The organism is Escherichia sp. R1, assembly GCF_003000935.1.
Taxonomy (GTDB): domain Bacteria; phylum Pseudomonadota; class Gammaproteobacteria; order Enterobacterales; family Enterobacteriaceae; genus Escherichia; species Escherichia coli.
This window is the reverse complement of sequence record NZ_PSRU01000002.1, coordinates 23,517-39,666: the sequence shown is the minus strand read 5'-3', so window position 1 is coordinate 39,666 and position 16,150 is coordinate 23,517. Positions and strand designations below refer to the sequence as shown.

General features: G+C 53.6%; 14 protein-coding genes. 2 read left to right on the top strand and 12 right to left on the bottom strand.

Annotated elements, in window-relative coordinates; all coding sequences use genetic code 11:
• Positions 1-91: 91 nt before the first annotated feature.
• The 10 genes from ubiX to pdxB all read right to left on the bottom strand — a co-directional run bounded on the left by ubiX (position 92) and on the right by pdxB (position 10,159).
• Entirely contained in the window at positions 92-661 is a 570-nt protein-coding gene (ubiX, locus tag C4F37_RS02955; RefSeq protein WP_000825701.1) for a flavin prenyltransferase UbiX, read from the bottom strand.
• A 94-nt stretch (positions 662-755) separates the two neighbouring features.
• Complete coding sequence (gene purF / locus C4F37_RS02950) at positions 756-2,273, bottom strand: amidophosphoribosyltransferase (protein ID WP_000334221.1); 1,518 nt, start codon at positions 2,271-2,273, stop codon at positions 756-758.
• A 36-nt stretch (positions 2,274-2,309) separates the two neighbouring features.
• The gene (gene cvpA / locus C4F37_RS02945) at positions 2,310-2,798 is read right to left on the bottom strand and encodes a colicin V production protein (protein ID WP_000262113.1); all 489 of its coding nucleotides are present in this window, start codon (positions 2,796-2,798) and stop codon (positions 2,310-2,312) included.
• 531 nt (positions 2,799-3,329) lie between these two features.
• Positions 3,330-3,992: a cell division protein DedD gene (dedD, locus tag C4F37_RS02940; RefSeq protein ID WP_000146989.1), complete on the bottom strand. Its 663-nt coding sequence runs from the start codon at positions 3,990-3,992 to the stop codon at positions 3,330-3,332.
• Positions 3,982-5,250, bottom strand: coding sequence for a bifunctional tetrahydrofolate synthase/dihydrofolate synthase (gene folC, locus C4F37_RS02935; protein ID WP_001539189.1), 1,269 nt, complete (start codon positions 5,248-5,250; stop codon positions 3,982-3,984). Before folC ends, dedD begins: the two co-directional genes overlap by 11 nt.
• 69 nt (positions 5,251-5,319) lie before the next feature.
• The gene (accD, locus tag C4F37_RS02930; RefSeq protein ID WP_000118404.1) at positions 5,320-6,234 is read right to left on the bottom strand and encodes an acetyl-CoA carboxylase, carboxyltransferase subunit beta; all 915 of its coding nucleotides are present in this window, start codon (positions 6,232-6,234) and stop codon (positions 5,320-5,322) included.
• A 155-nt stretch (positions 6,235-6,389) separates the two neighbouring features.
• Positions 6,390-7,049 (bottom strand): DedA family protein, encoded by a 660-nt coding sequence (locus tag C4F37_RS02925; RefSeq protein ID WP_000364337.1) that lies wholly within the window; start codon positions 7,047-7,049, stop codon positions 6,390-6,392.
• 82 nt (positions 7,050-7,131) lie between these two features.
• A complete protein-coding gene (truA, locus tag C4F37_RS02920) occupies positions 7,132-7,944 on the bottom strand; it encodes a tRNA pseudouridine(38-40) synthase TruA (RefSeq protein ID WP_001283598.1) in 813 nt (270 codons plus the stop codon).
• On the bottom strand, positions 7,944-8,957 hold the full coding sequence (locus tag C4F37_RS02915; RefSeq protein WP_001289157.1) for an aspartate-semialdehyde dehydrogenase: 1,014 nt from the start codon (positions 8,955-8,957) through the stop codon (positions 7,944-7,946). Before C4F37_RS02915 ends, truA begins: the two co-directional genes overlap by 1 nt.
• Before the next feature lie 65 nt (positions 8,958-9,022).
• Positions 9,023-10,159 (bottom strand): 4-phosphoerythronate dehydrogenase PdxB, encoded by a 1,137-nt coding sequence (gene pdxB, locus C4F37_RS02910; RefSeq protein WP_000699143.1) that lies wholly within the window; start codon positions 10,157-10,159, stop codon positions 9,023-9,025.
• 98 nt (positions 10,160-10,257) lie between these two features.
• Here pdxB and flk point away from each other — a divergent pair, with 98 nt between their 5' ends.
• A complete protein-coding gene (flk, locus tag C4F37_RS02905; protein WP_000615816.1) occupies positions 10,258-11,253 on the top strand; it encodes a flagella biosynthesis regulator Flk in 996 nt (331 codons plus the stop codon).
• On the opposite strand, the gene C4F37_RS02900 is transcribed toward flk, so the two are convergent.
• Both C4F37_RS02900 and fabB read right to left on the bottom strand, forming a co-directional pair.
• A complete protein-coding gene (locus C4F37_RS02900) occupies positions 11,250-12,428 on the bottom strand; it encodes an MFS transporter (RefSeq protein WP_000127768.1) in 1,179 nt (392 codons plus the stop codon). The two genes, flk and C4F37_RS02900, sit on opposite strands and share 4 nt — an antisense overlap.
• 264 nt (positions 12,429-12,692) lie before the next feature.
• On the bottom strand, positions 12,693-13,913 hold the full coding sequence (gene fabB, locus C4F37_RS02890; protein WP_000817178.1) for a beta-ketoacyl-ACP synthase I: 1,221 nt from the start codon (positions 13,911-13,913) through the stop codon (positions 12,693-12,695).
• Between the two features lie 158 nt (positions 13,914-14,071).
• Here fabB and mnmC point away from each other — a divergent pair, with 158 nt between their 5' ends.
• Positions 14,072-16,078, top strand: coding sequence for a bifunctional tRNA (5-methylaminomethyl-2-thiouridine)(34)-methyltransferase MnmD/FAD-dependent 5-carboxymethylaminomethyl-2-thiouridine(34) oxidoreductase MnmC (gene mnmC, locus C4F37_RS02885; protein WP_001539239.1), 2,007 nt, complete (start codon positions 14,072-14,074; stop codon positions 16,076-16,078).
• Positions 16,079-16,150: the final 72 nt, after the last annotated feature.

Here is a 16,150-nt window from a genome sequence, read left to right as displayed (position 1 = left end):
GAATCGCAGCGTTTCGATTGAATGGCAGAAACAAAATGTCGAGGATTTGATCGCGGTTGCAAAATTGCCCTGAAACAGGGCAACAGCGGAGTTATGCGCCCTGCCAGCGGGCAAAGAGATCTTCAGGAAGGGTTACCGCAAACTGGTCAAGAACACGATTAACCGTCTGATTTATCACATCATCAAGGGATTGTGGGCGATGATAAAACGCCGGAACGGGAGGCATAATCACCGCACCGATTTCTGCCGCCTGAGTCATTAAACGCAGATGGCCTAAGTGCAGTGGCGTTTCACGCACGCAGAGCACCAACGGGCGACGTTCTTTCAGCACCACATCTGCCGCACGGGTCAGTAAGCCATCAGTATAGCTATGGACAATGCCGGACAGGGTTTTGATTGAACAGGGTAAAATCACCATCCCCAACGTCTGGAAAGAACCGGAAGAAATGCTGGCAGCAATATCGCGCGCATCGTGTGTCACATCAGCTAACGCCTGCACTTCGCGCAGGGAAAAATCCGTTTCGAGGGATAAGGTCTGGCGCGCCGCCTGGCTCATTACCAGATGCGTTTCGATATCTGTGACATCGCGCAGAACCTGTAATAAACGCACGCCATAAATCGCGCCGCTGGCACCGCTGATGCCTACAATGAGTCGTTTCATAAATAGTTGCCCTGTCAGACTTGCAGGCAGACTTTGCAGGATTTCGGCGGGAGTTGCAAGTCAGGGTGCCAGACCGGCACCCTGAGTGAAGGCATCATCCTTCGTTATGCATTTCGAGATTTTCCACTTCGTTCTGACGTTGCACTGCTTTGGCGTCGTCATTACGTAAAGTATCGAGGAAATCGAGGTAGCCCTGATCAACGTCTTTGGTGACGTAGACGCCGTTGAACACCGAGCATTCAAACTGCTGGATATCCGGGTTTTCAGCGCGAACGGCTTCGATCAGATCGTTCAGATCCTGGAAAATCAACCCGTCAGCACCGATGATCTGGCGAATTTCATCTACTTCGCGACCGTGAGCGATCAGTTCCGTGGCGCTCGGCATATCGATACCGTAAACGTTCGGGAAGCGAATTTCCGGTGCCGCAGAAGCGAGGTACACTTTCTTCGCTCCGGCTTCGCGTGCCATCTCGATAATCTGCTCAGAAGTGGTGCCACGGACGATAGAGTCGTCGACCAGCAGGACGTTTTTATCGCGGAACTCGGCGCGGTTGGCGTTCAGTTTACGGCGCACGGACTTACGACGCAGCTGCTGACCCGGCATGATGAAGGTGCGGCCAACATAACGGTTTTTAACGAAGCCCTGGCGGTACGGTTTGCCCAGAATACGCGCAATTTCCAGCGCGATATCACACGAGGTTTCCGGAATAGGGATCACCACGTCGATATCCAGATCTTCCCATTCGCGGGCAATTTTTTCGCCCAGTTTGGTGCCCATATTCACGCGCGCGCTGTAAACGGAAATTTTGTCGATGAACGAGTCCGGGCGGGCAAAGTATACATACTCAAACAGGCACGGATTGCTGACCGGATTGTCAGCACACTGACGGGTAAATAACTGCCCTTCTTCAGTGATGTAAATCGCTTCGCCCGGCGCGACGTCACGCAGGAAATCAAAGCCCAGCGTATCGAGCGCAACGCTTTCGGAAGCGACCATATATTCTGTGCGGTTCTCGTCAATATCACGTTTTCCCAGTACCAGCGGACGAATCCCGTTAGGATCGCGGAAAGCAACCATACCGTGGCCGATGATCATCGCCACACAGGCATACGCACCGCGGATTAAGCGGTTTGTAGCAGCGATGGCGGCGAAAATGTTGTCGGCTTCCAGCGGGTAGTGGCGGAAGTTGTCCAGCTCGCTGGCGAAGATATTAAGCAGAATTTCCGAGTCGGAAGTGGTGTTGATGTGGCGACGTTTTTCTTCAAACAGTTTTTTACGCAACTCGTGAGCGTTGGTCAGATTGCCGTTGTGGGCAAGCGTAATGCCATACGGGGAGTTAACGTAAAACGGCTGCGCTTCAGAGGCGCTGGAGCTGCCAGCCGTGGGGTAACGCACATGACCAATGCCCATATTGCCCTGCAAACGCTGCATATGGCGAGCTTCAAATACATCGCTCACCAGCCCGTTCGCTTTCCGCAAACGGAAGCAGTTATTGGCATCTATGGTGATGATGCCGGCGGCATCCTGACCGCGATGCTGAAGCACCGTTAAGGCATCATAAATCGACTGGTTAACCGGCATAACACCGGCGATACCGACAATACCGCACATACGTCTTTTTCCTCGTTAAGCCACATCTCAGAGCACTTACGCTCTGGGCAAGAAACTTGACGAGCTTTGCAGATAATCAAAAAACCATCTGATGATAAAACTGAACTGCGGGATCAGCTGTGATTTGCTCCAGTCTTCGCTTTTCGACACCCCGGTAAAGGAGTCGAGAAAGAAGAGAATGGCGGCAACAATCAACACACCGCGCAACGCACCGAAACAGACGCCCAGCACCCGATCGGTGCCTGACAACCCCGTTTTCTCCACCAACTGGCCTATCACGAAGTTCACGATAGCACCAACGATCAGGGTAGCGATAAACAGTACCGCGATGGCAATCCCATTTCGAACCAGTTCGTCTTCAAAGCCCGTAAACCAGACTGACAGGTAAGTGTAGTAATGACTGGCAACAAAGAAAGCACAACCCCATGTCACCAGCGATAACGCTTCACGAACAAAGCCGCGGATCAGGCTAACCAGAGAGGAAAAAGCAATCACCGCGATTATGGCGTAATCAATCCAGACCATATGTGTCCCACGATTTTACGCCCTGTCATCCTGTTCGGGGCGCATTCTAACAGAAAAAGAAAACGTTTGCGTAGGGATTTCCTTCCCGCGCATCAATAAAAATGGCGCTGAAAAAATATTCAACGCCATCGACTTTTTATGCCTTTGCGGCATCGGGCAATGCGTGTCGGATGCCGCATGAACGCCTTATCCGACCTACAGTTCTGCTCCAGCACAGGCCTGATAAGACGCGCTGGCGTCACATCAGGCAACGGCTGTCGGATGCAGCGTGAACGCCTTATCCGACCTACTGTTCTACTCCTGCGTAGGCCTGATAAGACGCGCTAGCGTCGCATCAGGCAACGGCTGTCGGATGCAGCGTGAACGCCTTATCCGACCTACTGTTCTACCCCTGCGTAGGCCTGATAAGACACGCCAGTGTCGCATCAGGCAACGACTGTCGGATGCGGCGTGAACGCCTTATCCGACCTACGGTTCTACCCCTGCACAGGCCTGATAAGATGCGCCAGCGTCGCATCAGGCAAGACCGTATTAATTCGGTGTATAGCCCATTACCACGCCACTTAAGCCAGAAAGCTGCTTGAGCTCACCCAGCGATCCTTTCAGCTTCTCTTTGGAAGCATCCGGCCCAACCAGAATACGGGTAATTTTACCCTGCACTGGCGTGGATGGCGACGTATAAACCCGATAACCGGCACCGCGCAGCTTACCGACAATCTCATTCACTTTATCGGCATTTTTCAGCGCGCCCAGTTGCACAACATAAGCTTTACCCGTTGGCGCTGCTTTTTCTTCCACGACCGGCTTCGGTTCTGGCTTCGGCGCAGGTGGTGCTTCAACCTTTGGCTTAAGCGGCTCCACCGGTTTCGGCTTCGGTGGGGCGACCGGTGCAGGTTCCGGTTCAAACTCGGTGTTATTGGCTGCAATAGTGGCCGGATCGAGCGACGGTGCTGCGGCATCACCTGCCCGTACCTCTTCCGCTGCGCCTTCCGGCGGCTGCGTCGGCAACGCCTGGGTGGCGGCTGGCATCATATCAGGCTCATCGCGATCGCCCGCTTTTGGCACCAGCGGGATAGCCGCGAACTCATCCTGATAATGTTTTTTCTGCCCGTCCAGCAGCCCTGGAAGTACAATCACCCCCAGCGCTACCAGCACGATCGTGCCCACTAACCGATTCTGAAACTTACTTGCCACCGCTTCTCCTCGCGTCAATCATTTCCATGACATGTGCGACCGTGTGGAACGAACCACACACCAGCACGGTGTCTTCCGCTTTAGCGTCCGCCATTGCGGCATCCCATGCCTGCGCAACGCTATCAAATGATTTGCCGTTACCCAAATGCTCAAGCAGTTGTTCTGCCGTGGCACCGCGCGGCCCTTCCAGTGGCGCACAATACCAGTCATCAACCACGCTTTTCAACCAGGCCAGAGTTCCGGCAATATCTTTATCATGTAGCATACCGATAACCGCCAGCACGCGCCCGTTTTTCGGTAGCGCTTTCATACGCCCGGTGAGATATTCCGCCGCATGTGGATTATGCGCGACATCAAAAATAACGCGTGGCGACTCGCTCACAATCTGGAAACGTCCCGGCAAAATTGCGCTGGCAATCCCGTCGCGAATGGCATTTTCACTGACCTCCAGCCCGCTGGCACGCAGTGCCGCCAGCGCCGTTGCGGCATTCGGTTGCGGGACAAGCGGCAACGGCAGATTTTCCAGCGTGCCGTGAGCATCGCTAAACGTCCAGTCATGATCGGTGACGGAATAGTTCCACTCAACGCCCCGACGTTGTAGCAGTGCACCTTTTTCCTGCGCCACATCAGCAATGGTAGAAGGCATCTCCGGCTCACCGACAATTGCCGGTTTTTCGCTGCGAAAGATACCTGCTTTCTCGCGACCAATACTTTCACGATCTGGCCCCAGCCAGTCGGTATGATCCAGCGCAATACTGGTTACTACCGCGACATCGGCATCGACAATATTGGTTGCGTCCAGACGACCGCCCAGCCCTACTTCCAGAATCACTACGTCAAGTTGTGCCTGCTTGAACAGCCACAACGCCGACAGCGTACCGTATTCGAAATAGGTCAGGGAAATATCACCGCGTGCCGATTCAATCTCCGCAAAAGAAGCGGTGTGGGCCGATTCCGGCAATTCCTGACCCTGCACACGTACGCGCTCGGTATAACGCACCAGATGCGGCGAACTGTAGACGCCCACTTTGTACCCTGCCGCCATCAGAATCGACTCCAGCGTACGGCAGGTGGTGCCTTTGCCATTCGTACCCGCAACGGTAAACACAAATGGCGCTGGTTTCAGAACGCCAAGACGCGCCGCGACCTGGCTCACGCGCTCAAGGCCGAGATCGATAGTTTTACTGTGCAGGTTTTCCAGATAAGAAAGCCACGAAGCCAGAGGCGACGCGGCTTGAGGAGTGCGTTTGATAATCATGGTATCCGCTGATTCGTTACGGTGAGAATAGCAAAAGGGCAGAGCCAGTGGCCCTGCCCTTATCAGTTATCAGGCCTCAGGTTCCTGATCCGGTACCGGTGGCACCACTACGCCTTCACGCGGCGCTTCAGGATTCGGCGCTGGCAGATTCATCAACTTCGCCAGAATGCTCGCCAGTTTCAGGCGCATTTCCGGACGACGGACGATCATGTCGATCGCGCCTTTCTCGATCAGGAATTCACTGCGCTGGAATCCTGGCGGCAGTTTTTCGCGAACGGTCTGTTCGATAACACGCGGACCGGCAAAGCCAATTAACGCTTTCGGTTCAGCGATGTTGAGATCGCCCAGCATGGCGAAACTTGCAGAAACACCGCCCATGGTCGGGTCGGTCAGCACGGAGATGTACGGCAAGCCGCGCTCCTGCATTTTTGCCAGTGCCGCAGAGGTTTTCGCCATCTGCATCAGCGACATCAGTGCTTCCTGCATACGTGCGCCACCAGAGGCGGAGAAGCAGATCAGTGGGCAGTTATCTTCCAGCGCCTGCTCAACGGCACGCACGAAACGCGCACCTACCACAGATCCCATGGAACCGCCCATAAAGGCGAACTCGAATGCCGCAGCGACAACCGGCATTCCATACAGAGTGCCTTTCATCACCACCAGCGCATCTTTTTCGCCGGTTTCTTTCTGCGCAGATGCCAGACGGTCTTTATACTTCTTGGAGTCACGAAACTTCAGCACATCTTTCGGCTCAAGCTCGCTACCCAGCTCCACAAGGCTTCCTTCATCTAACAGGCTATGCAGGCGATTACGCGCTGTCATACGCATGTGATGGTCACACTTCGGACAGACCTCAAGATTACGTTCCAGCTCAGCGCGGTATAAAACCTGACCGCAGCTATCACACTTAGTCCACACCCCTTCAGGAATGCTCGCCTTGCGGGTGGGAGTAATGTTGCTTTTAATTCGTTCAATCCAGCTCATTAGGGACCTTTCTGTCTGAACCTGGTTCGATGCCAGTTTTATCTTTGGGGACGCATAATGCCATTTTTGCCCCCAACAGACCATGAATGTTGCACATTAAAACATAACAGCCCGAAACTTTGGATAAAAAAGTGGTCGAACCGCAGAGTTACTTTTTATTTTGCGGCGCGTGCCGCTGCGCGTTTGTGGCGAATAAATTCGAAAACACCTGGCAATATTGAAACAAAAATAATGCCAACAATCATCAGTTTAAGGTTGCTCTGAATGAAGGGGAGCGTGCCGAAGAAATAGCCTGCGTAGGTAAAAAGCAGTACCCACAACAGTGCGCCAATCACGTTATAAGCGGCGAAATGACGGTACGACATGTGGCCCATTCCCGCAACAAACGGGGCGAACGTTCTGACGATCGGCACAAAACGGGCGAGAATAATCGTTTTGCCGCCATGTTTCTCATAAAACTGATGGGTTTTGTCGAGATAACTGCGACGGAAAATTTTCGAATTGGGATTACTGAATAACTTTTCACCGAACAACCGCCCGATAGTGTAATTGACCGCGTCACCCACAATCGCGGCGATCAGCATCAGCACCACCATCATATGGACGTTGAGATCGTTGGTCTCCAGTGATGCCAACGCTCCGGCAACAAACAGCAATGAATCACCCGGTAAAAACGGCGTTACCACCAGACCGGTTTCACAGAACAAAATTAAGAACAAAATGGCATAAACCCAGACGCCGTACTCCGCGACCAGCTCTGCCAGATGCACGTCAATGTGCAGGATAAAATCGATGAGGAAATAAATCAGGTCCATATTTGCCTATGCCTTGTACTCGTCATCTATCAGGCTGTAACTACGTTGGCTACAGCCTGAAATGTTCCGAGCATTATTCTCGTTAGTCCGCCAGAAATAGCGGGCCCATTGGCGGTTTTGGAAGATCATATCGGTCAGGGTAATCCACCGCGACCAGATATAGCCCTTCCGCTTTTGCCGTTGCTGCCGCCAGCGTTCTGTCCTTTGCCGCCAGCAACTCTGCTATCCAGCTCTCCGGCTGGTTGTGGGCACCGACTTCCATCAGGCTGCCGACAATATTCCTGACCATATGATGTACAAAGGCATTCGCTTTGATATCTACCACCACATAAGGACCGTGACGCGTGACATTAATATGCATAACGTTGCGCCACGGGGTCCGGGACTGACACTGCACCGCACGGAACGAGGTGAAATCATTCTCGCCCAGCAAACATTGCGCAGCCCGATGCATCCGTTCAGCGTCCAGCGGTTCGTAAAAATGGGTTACCCCTTTACTCAATACCGCCGGGCGCAGCCGATGATTGTAGATGATGTAGCGATAACGGCGAGCCGTGGCGCTAAATCGGGCATGAAAATCATCAGGTACAGCTTTAACCCAACGCACGGCGATGTCACCAGGTAAATTCGCATTTACGCCTAACGTCCACGCAGCGTCTTTGCGCTGCGCGGTCGTTTCGAAATGCACCACCTGCCCGGTACCGTGTACCCCTGCGTCAGTACGCCCGGCGCAGAAGACGGTGATGGGTTCGTTCGCCACCTGGGAGAGCGCCTTTTCCAGCTTCTCCTGCACACTGCGGACTTCATTCTGCCGTTGCCAGCCGTAATACCTACTGCCGTCGTACTCAATGCCCAGCGCAATTTTATAAACTGGCGGTTGTTGCTGGTCGGACATTAGTACAGATACTCCTGCACCAGTTTCTCGGCGATTTTTACTGCCATCAGCGCGCCGCCAAAGCGAACGTTATCGGCCACCGACCAGAACTGGACTTGCTCCGGCATACCGTAGTCATTACGTACGCAGCCAACAGAAAGATGCGGACTACCAGAAGCATCTCCTACCTGAGTCGGGAATTCGTTCTCTTCAGAGAGCACAATATCTTCGCCCTGAGCAAACGCATCACGCGCTTCTTCTGCCGCCAGCGGACGCAGTGCTTCAAAGTTGACCATCTGGGCATGACCGTAGAATACCGGTGCCTGGACGACGCTTGCCGAAATCATCAGCCCTTCGTCCTGCAGGATTTTGCGTACTTCGTCAACGATACGACGTTCTTCACGCACGCTACCTTCGCTATCCGGCAGTAACGGCAGCATGTTGAACGCCAGCTGACGCCCGAAGAAATCTTCTTCGTCAATCGGAATGCCATTGAGTAATTTAGCACTCTGCCCCGCTAATGCATCGACCGCTTTTTTACCCTGGGCGGAGGCTGAAATCAGGCTGGTAACGCTGATACGTGATAAACCGCCCTGATCAATTAGCGGTTTCAGTGCCGCCAGCAGCTGGCTGGTCAGACTGTCTGGTACGGCGATGACATTCCGGTTGCGGTAATCGGTCAGTATAAACGGGTTTACTTCCGGCACCACCAGCGGTACGTCGGGTTCGAGAGCAAACAATCCGCTGCTGTCGATCACCAGACAACCTGAGTTGGTCGCTTCTTCAACCCAGGCAGCGGTAGCTTCTTTGCCTGCGACAAAAAATGCCAGCTGCGCCTGCGTCCAGTCGAATTCAGCGGCATCCTGCACGGTGATTGTCTTACCACCAAAGCGCAGTTGTTCGCCTGCGCTTTCGTTACGTGCCAGTGCATAAATTTCCCCAACCGGGAACTGACGTTCAGCCAGCGTTTCAAGCAGGGCTTCGCCCACAGCGCCAGTTGCGCCCAGGACGGCAATGTTCCAGCCTTCAGACATGGTGGTTTACTCCAGAAATAGCAAAGCTCCCTGCCAATGTTACAGCAGAGAGCATGAAGAAGAGATTAACGTGCCGGATGATGAACGGCGTTAAAACCCAGTTTACACAGCAATGATGCCGCACTGGCGTCATCACAAATTACATACAGAGATGACCATTCACGGCGCTCAAGATAGTTTTTGCGCAGTTTATCGAACTCACCCGGTATCCCGGCGACTTTACGCAGCGGTGCGTCATCGCGGCGCACATCATACACCAAATGCACCAGCCTTTTCAGCGTTGGCTGATCGAGCGGGCCATGCAGCGTAATGCGACCAAACTCTGGCGCGGGCAGTAATGTATCCAGTGCAACGTGCTGTTCATGCCCAATAAACTTGCTATAAGCTTCAAACACTTGCGTAGTACCGCGTGCTTTACCTTCCAGGGTATAGCCTGCGATATGCGGCGTGCCGATATCCACTTTTTTCAGCAATTCCACGTTAAGTTCCGGTTCGCCTTCCCAGACATCCAGCACTACGCTTAACTTCTGGCCTTCGTTCAGGCAGGTCAGCAGGGCGGTATTATCGACGACTGCGCCACGGCAGGCGTTAATCAGAATCGCTCCCGGTTTCAGGCTGCGGATCAGTTTTTCATCCGCCAGATGCAGCGTTTTGTACGGACCATCTTTAAAGAGTGGCGTATGGAAAGTCAGAATATCCGCATGCTGGACTAACTCATTCAGCGAGCGGAAATCCCCCTCATCCCCACGGTCGGCGCGAGGCGGATCGCAAAGCAAGGTTGTAATCCCTAACGCTTCCAGTCGCGCCTGTAAACGACGACCAACGTTACCAACGCCAACGATCCCCACGGTACGCTCGTGCAGTGAAAATCCATCGCGTTCGGCAAGCATCAGCAGGGAGGAGAAAACATATTCCACTACCGCAATCGCATTACAGCCAGGTGCAGCGGAAAAACCAATTCCCGCCTGCTTTAACCATGCTTCATCGACATGGTCGGTCCCCGCGGTGGCAGTGCCAACAAATTTAATGGGTTTTCCTGCCAGCAAAGATTCATTCACTTTCGTGACCGAACGCACCATAAGCGCATCCGCGTCTGCCAGTTGAGCGACGGGAATTGGACGCCCGGGAACCGCGGTCACCTCACCCAAACGGCTAAATAAGTCGCGGGCATAAGGCATATTTTCATCAACAAGGATTTTCACGTTTGTGTTACCTGTATGAGACGAGAGTTAACCAGACAAGTGTGCCATAATCTCGCGGCCAGGCATACTTGCGAAGATTTCAGGTATAAGGATACGTAATGATACAACCTATTTCCGGCCCTCCTCCTGGGCAACCACCAGGTCAGGGAGATAACCTGCCGTCTGGCGCGGGCAATCAGCCTTTATCCAGTCAGCAACGTACTTCGCTGGAAAGCTTAATGACGAAAGTGACCTCACTGACGCAACAACAAAGAGCAGAACTGTGGGCGGGTATCAGGCACGATATTGGTCTGTCGGGAGATTCACCGCTGCTTTCGCGTCACTTCCCTGCCGCTGAGCATAATCTGGCGCAACGTCTGTTGGCCGCGCAGAAAAGCCATTCTGCCCGCCAGCTTTTAGCGCAATTAGGGGAGTATTTACGTCTGGGGAATAATCGTCAGGCGGTCACGGATTATATCCGTCATAACTTTGGTCAGACGCCGCTGAATCAGCTCTCACCGGAGCAATTAAAAACCATTCTCACCCTGTTGCAGGAAGGGAAGATGGTTATTCCGCAACCACAGCAGCGCGAGGCGACCGACCGTCCTTTATTACCGGCGGAGCACAATGCGCTCAAACAGCTGGTGACCAAACTTGCGGCAGCAACGGGGGAACCCAGCAAACAGATCTGGCAATCGATGCTGGAACTTTCCGGGGTGAAAGATGGCGAGTTAATTCCAGCGAAACTGTTTAACCATCTGGTGACCTGGCTACAGGCGCGTCAGACGCTAAGCCAGCAAAATACGCCGACGCTTGAATCACTACAGATGGCGCTGAAACAACCTTTAGATGCCAGTGAACTGGCGGCGTTATCGGCATATATCCAGCAAAAATATGGCCTTTCTGCGCAATCATCGCTTTCTTCTGCCCAGGCCGAGGATATTCTTAACCAGCTTTATCAACGGCGGGTTAAAGGGATTGAGCCGCGTGATATGCAACCGCTGCTTAATCCTTTTCCACCGATGATGGACACGTTGCAAAATATGGCAACGCGTCCCGCGCTGTGGATACTGTTAGTCGCGATTATCCTGATGCTGGTCTGGCTGGTTCGTTAACCCCGACGAAACGACAGTATCGTGACAATAATTCCCAGCACCGCAGAGATCGCCCCGGCAAGAAATACCGAAGAGTAACCAAACATGGTCGCCAGCATTCCCGCAAGCGGCCCGGAGACGCCGAGGGCGATATCCTGAAACGCGGCGTAACCGCCCAGTGCGGTGCCGCGAACGTGTGAGGGGACGCGTTTAACCACCTCCACGCCCAGCGCAGGAAAGATAAGCGAACATCCGGCTCCAGTTAACGCCGCGCCCGCTAATGCGACCCACGCCCCTGGGGCTTGCCAGAGCAGCAACAAGCCCACCGTTTCTACAAGCAGAGAGACGATCGCCACTTTCACGCCGCCAAAACGGTCCGGCATCCAGCCAAACATGACGCGCATCACGACAAATGCGCCGCCAAACGCGGTAAGAGTAAAGCCCGCCATCGCCCATCCTTTGCTGGCAAAGTAGAGCGAAACGAAAGTCCCGATAACCGCAAAACCAACGCCTTGTAGTGCCAGACCTAACCCTGGTTTCCAGATAAGCCCGACAACGCTCCACAGCGATGGACGTTCCCCCGCCAGGGCCGGTACTTTGCGCACTGTGCCGTTACAGGCCCACGCCAGTAAGGGTAATGCCATTGTGGTGAGCGCCAGTGCGGCAAAACCGTAATGGCTATGAATCAACAGGCCAAGCGGCGCACCAACAGCGAGGGCACCGTAAATAGCCATTCCGTTCCATGACATCACTTTGCCGGAATGTTTTGGCCCAACGATGCCTAATCCCCAGGTCAGAGCGCCCGTCAGTAACTGGCTTTCACCAAAGCCAAGAATCAAACGCCCGACGACCAACAGAGCAAATTTGAACGGTGCGGGGACGGGCAAAATCGCCGCCAGCAGCAACGCGCCCCCCGCCAGACCACAAGCTAACATCCCCTGAAGCGCCGAACGTTTTGCGCCATATTGATCGGCCAGTCGCCCGGCGTAACCACGCGTCAGCACCGTAGCCAGAAACTGAATCCCGACGGCAATGCCGACCATAGTGTTGCCATAGCCCAGTTCATGATGAACAAACAGCGGGATAACCGGCAACGGTAAACCTACGGTCATGTAGGTGAGAAAAACCGCAAAAGCGATGCGGAAGAGCGAAAAATTGGCAGAAGATCGTGTTTCGGTTTGGCTTACAGCAGTCATGCATTACTCCAGAATGCAGCGCAAGGCGAGGAGTATCCCCGTCTCATCTCTCTGGTTTCAGGGTTACGGTGCGTTGGCAGGATTTAACGCGTACGTCTTTTCTGCAGGAAATCGACAAAGCGGGAAGTTTGCCTGGAACTGGCGGCGATTGTCAATGATGTGAAAAAGGGAACCATCGGGTTCCCTTTTGCGTTAGTGCCGGAGGCAGCATTGGCGCGTAACGTCGGATGCGGCGCTGGCGCGTCTTATCCGACCTACTCCGAATTAATCTTTCAGCTTGCGCATTACCAGCGTGGCGTTGGTGCCGCCGAAGCCGAAGCTGTTAGACATAACTGTGGTCAGTTCGCGATCGGTCGTTTCGGTCACGATGTTCAGACCCGCAGCCTGCTCGTCCAGCTCTTCAATGTTGATGCTCGGGGCGATAAAACCGTGTTCCAGCATCAGCAGAGAGTAGATAGCTTCCTGTACGCCAGCAGCGCCCAGTGAGTGACCGGTCATTGCTTTGGTTGCAGAAATCGCCGGGCTCTTATCGCCGAACACTTCACGGATAGCTGCCAGTTCTTTCACGTCGCCAACCGGAGTCGAAGTACCATGAGAGTTCAGGTAGTCGATTGGGGTATCAACACCGTGCATCGCCATCTTCATGCAGCGCACTGCACCTTCGCCAGACGGAGCAACCATGTCTGCGCCGTCAGAGGTTGCGCCGTAGCCAACGATTTCAGCATAGATGTGAGCACCACGCGCCAGCGCGTGTTCCAGCTCTTCAACCACTACCATACCGCCACCGCCAGCGATAACGAAACCGTCACGGTGAGCGTCGTAAGTACGGGAGGCTTTTTCCGGGGTGTCGTTGTATTTAGTAGACAGCGCACCCATCGCGTCGAATTCGCAAGCCATTTCCCAGCACAGCTCTTCGCCGCCGCCAGCAAACACGATGTCCTGTTTGCCCAGTTGGATCTGCTCTACTGCGTTACCGATACAGTGTGCGGAAGTCGCACACGCGGAGCTGATGGAGTAGTTAACGCCGTGAATTTTAAACGGCGTGGCGAGGCAGGCAGAAACGCCGGATGCCATCGCTTTGGTGACCACATACGGGCCAACCGCTTTCAGGCCGCGCGGGCCGCGCATTGCGTCAGCGCCGAACACCTGAAAACGCGGGGAACCGCCGCCGGAACCTGCAATCAGGCCAACGCGCGGGTTATTCTGGTAAGCTTCCGGGGAGAGGCCAGCATCTGCAATTGCCTGCTCCATAGAAAGGAATGCATAAATGGATGCGTCGCTCATAAAGCGCACAACTTTGCGGTCAATGAGGCCAGTGGTATCCAGTTTTACGTTGCCCCAGACGTGGCTACGCATGCCGGAATCCTTCAGCTCCTGAGAGAAAGTGATCCCTGAACGTCCTTCACGCAGAGATGCCAGGACTTCCTGCTGGTTATTACCGATGCTGGAAACAATGCCCAGGCCAGTAATCACTGCACGTTTCATTCAATACCTCTGTAAGTCGCACATAGAGTAAGTTTCGAATGCACAATAGCGTACACTTGTACGCCGAACAAGTCCGATCAGCCAATTAATAGAGAAATTTGCGCAGCCTGACACACATCGCTAAGATCGAGCCACCGCCTGTAAGACGAGTAACTTACGTGAAACACTACGCCATACAACCTGCCAACCTCGAATTTAATGCTGAGGGTACACCTGTTTCCCGAGATTTTGACGATGTCTATTTTTCCAACGATAACGGACTGGAAGAGACGCGTTATGTTTTTCTCGGGGGTAACCATTTAGAGGCACGTTTTCCTGAACATCCACATCCTCTGTTTGTGGTAGCAGAGAGCGGCTTCGGCACCGGATTAAACTTCCTGACGCTATGGCAGGCATTTGATCAGTTTCGCGAAGCACATCCGCAAGCGCAATTACAACGCTTACATTTCATTAGTTTTGAGAAATTTCCCCTCACCCGTGCGGATTTAGCGCTGGCGCATCAACACTGGCCGGAGCTGGCCCCGTGGGCGGAACAGCTTCAGGCGCAATGGCCTTTGCCCTTGCCCGGTTGCCATCGTTTATTGCTCGATGAAGGCCGCGTGACGCTGGATTTATGGTTTGGCGATATTAATGAACTGACCAGCAAACTGGACGATTCGCTAAATCAAAAAGTAGATGCCTGGTTTCTGGACGGCTTTGCGCCAGCGAAAAACCCGGATATGTGGACACAAAATCTGTTTAACGCCATGGCGCGACTGGCACGTCCGGGCGGCACGCTGGCGACATTTACGTCTGCCGGTTTTGTCCGCCGCGGTTTGCAGGAAGCCGGATTCACTATGCAAAAACGTAAGGGCTTTGGGCGCAAACGGGAAATGCTTTGTGGGGTGATGGAACAGACATTACCCCTCCCCTGCTCCACGCCGTGGTTTAACCGTACGGGCAGCAACAAACAAGAAGCGGCAATTATTGGAGGCGGTATTGCCAGCGCGTTGTTGTCGCTGGCGCTATTGCGTCGCGGCTGGCAGGTAACGCTTTATTGCGCGGATGAGGCTCCCGCACTGGGTGCTTCCGGCAATCGCCAGGGGGCGCTGTATCCGCTTTTAAGTAAACACGATGAAGCGCTAAACCGTTTTTTCTCTAATGCGTTTACTTTTGCTCGTCGGTTTTACGATTTATTGCCCGTTAAATTTGATCATGACTGGTGCGGCGTCACGCAGTTAGGCTGGGATGAGAAAAGCCAGCATAAAATCGCACAGATGTTGTCGATGGATTTACCCGCAGAACTGGCTGTAGCCGTTGAGGCAAATGCGGTTGAACAAATTACGGGCGTTGCGACAAATTGCAGCGGTATTACTTATCCGCAAGGTGGCTGGCTGTGTCCGGCAGAACTGACCCGTAATGTGCTGAAACTGGCGCAACAGCAGGGTTTGCAGATTCATTATCAACATCAGTTACAGGATTTATCCCGTAAGGATGACTGTTGGTTGTTGAATTTTGCAGGAGATCAGCAAGCAACACACAGTGTAGTGGTACTGGCGAACGGGCATCAAATCAGCCGTTTCAGCCAAACGTCATCTCTGCCAGTATATTCGGTTGCCGGGCAGGTCAGCCATATTCCGACAACGCCGGAGCTGGCGAAACTGAAGCAAGTGCTGTGCTATGACGGTTATCTCACGCCGCAAAATCCGGCGAATCAGCATCATTGTATTGGTGCCAGTTATCACCGTGGTAGCGAAGAGACGGCGTACAGTGATGAAGATCAGCAGCAGAATCGCCAGCGGTTGATTGATTGTTTCCCGCAGGTACAGTGGGCAAAAGAGGTTGATGTCAGTGGTAAAGAGGCGCGCTGCGGTGTGCGTTGTGCTACTCGCGATCATCTGCCAATGGTAGGCAACGTGCCTGATTATGACGCTACACTCGTGGAATATGCGTCGCTGGCGGAGAAGAAAGATGAAGCGGTAAGCGCGCCGGTTTATGACGATCTCTTTATGCTTGCTGCTTTGGGCTCGCGCGGTTTGTGTTCTGCCCCGCTGTGTGCCGAGATTCTGGCAGCACAGATGAGTGAAGAACCGATTCCGATGGATGCCAGTACGCTGGCGGCGTTAAATCCGAATAGGTTATGGGTGCGGAAGTTGTTGAAAGGTAAAGCGGTTAAGGCGGGGTAATCTGCTTTGGCATTGTTTGTCGGATGCGGCGTAAACGCCTTATCCGACCTACGCGTTACCTGTAGGCCTGAT

Coding starts and splice junctions, on each gene's coding strand:
- accD (WP_000118404.1), bottom strand. CDS start 6,234: ATGAGCTGGATTGAACGAATTAAAAGCAACATTACTCCCACCCGCAAG.
- purF (WP_000334221.1), bottom strand. CDS start 2,273: ATGTGCGGTATTGTCGGTATCGCCGGTGTTATGCCGGTTAACCAGTCG.
- ubiX (WP_000825701.1), bottom strand. CDS start 661: ATGAAACGACTCATTGTAGGCATCAGCGGTGCCAGCGGCGCGATTTAT.
- C4F37_RS02925 (WP_000364337.1), bottom strand. CDS start 7,049: ATGGACCTGATTTATTTCCTCATCGATTTTATCCTGCACATTGACGTG.
- C4F37_RS02915 (WP_001289157.1), bottom strand. CDS start 8,957: ATGTCTGAAGGCTGGAACATTGCCGTCCTGGGCGCAACTGGCGCTGTG.
- cvpA (WP_000262113.1), bottom strand. CDS start 2,798: ATGGTCTGGATTGATTACGCCATAATCGCGGTGATTGCTTTTTCCTCT.
- truA (WP_001283598.1), bottom strand. CDS start 7,944: ATGTCCGACCAGCAACAACCGCCAGTTTATAAAATTGCGCTGGGCATT.
- fabB (WP_000817178.1), bottom strand. CDS start 13,913: ATGAAACGTGCAGTGATTACTGGCCTGGGCATTGTTTCCAGCATCGGT.
- C4F37_RS02900 (WP_000127768.1), bottom strand. CDS start 12,428: ATGACTGCTGTAAGCCAAACCGAAACACGATCTTCTGCCAATTTTTCG.
- flk (WP_000615816.1), top strand. CDS start 10,258: ATGATACAACCTATTTCCGGCCCTCCTCCTGGGCAACCACCAGGTCAG.
- folC (WP_001539189.1), bottom strand. CDS start 5,250: ATGATTATCAAACGCACTCCTCAAGCCGCGTCGCCTCTGGCTTCGTGG.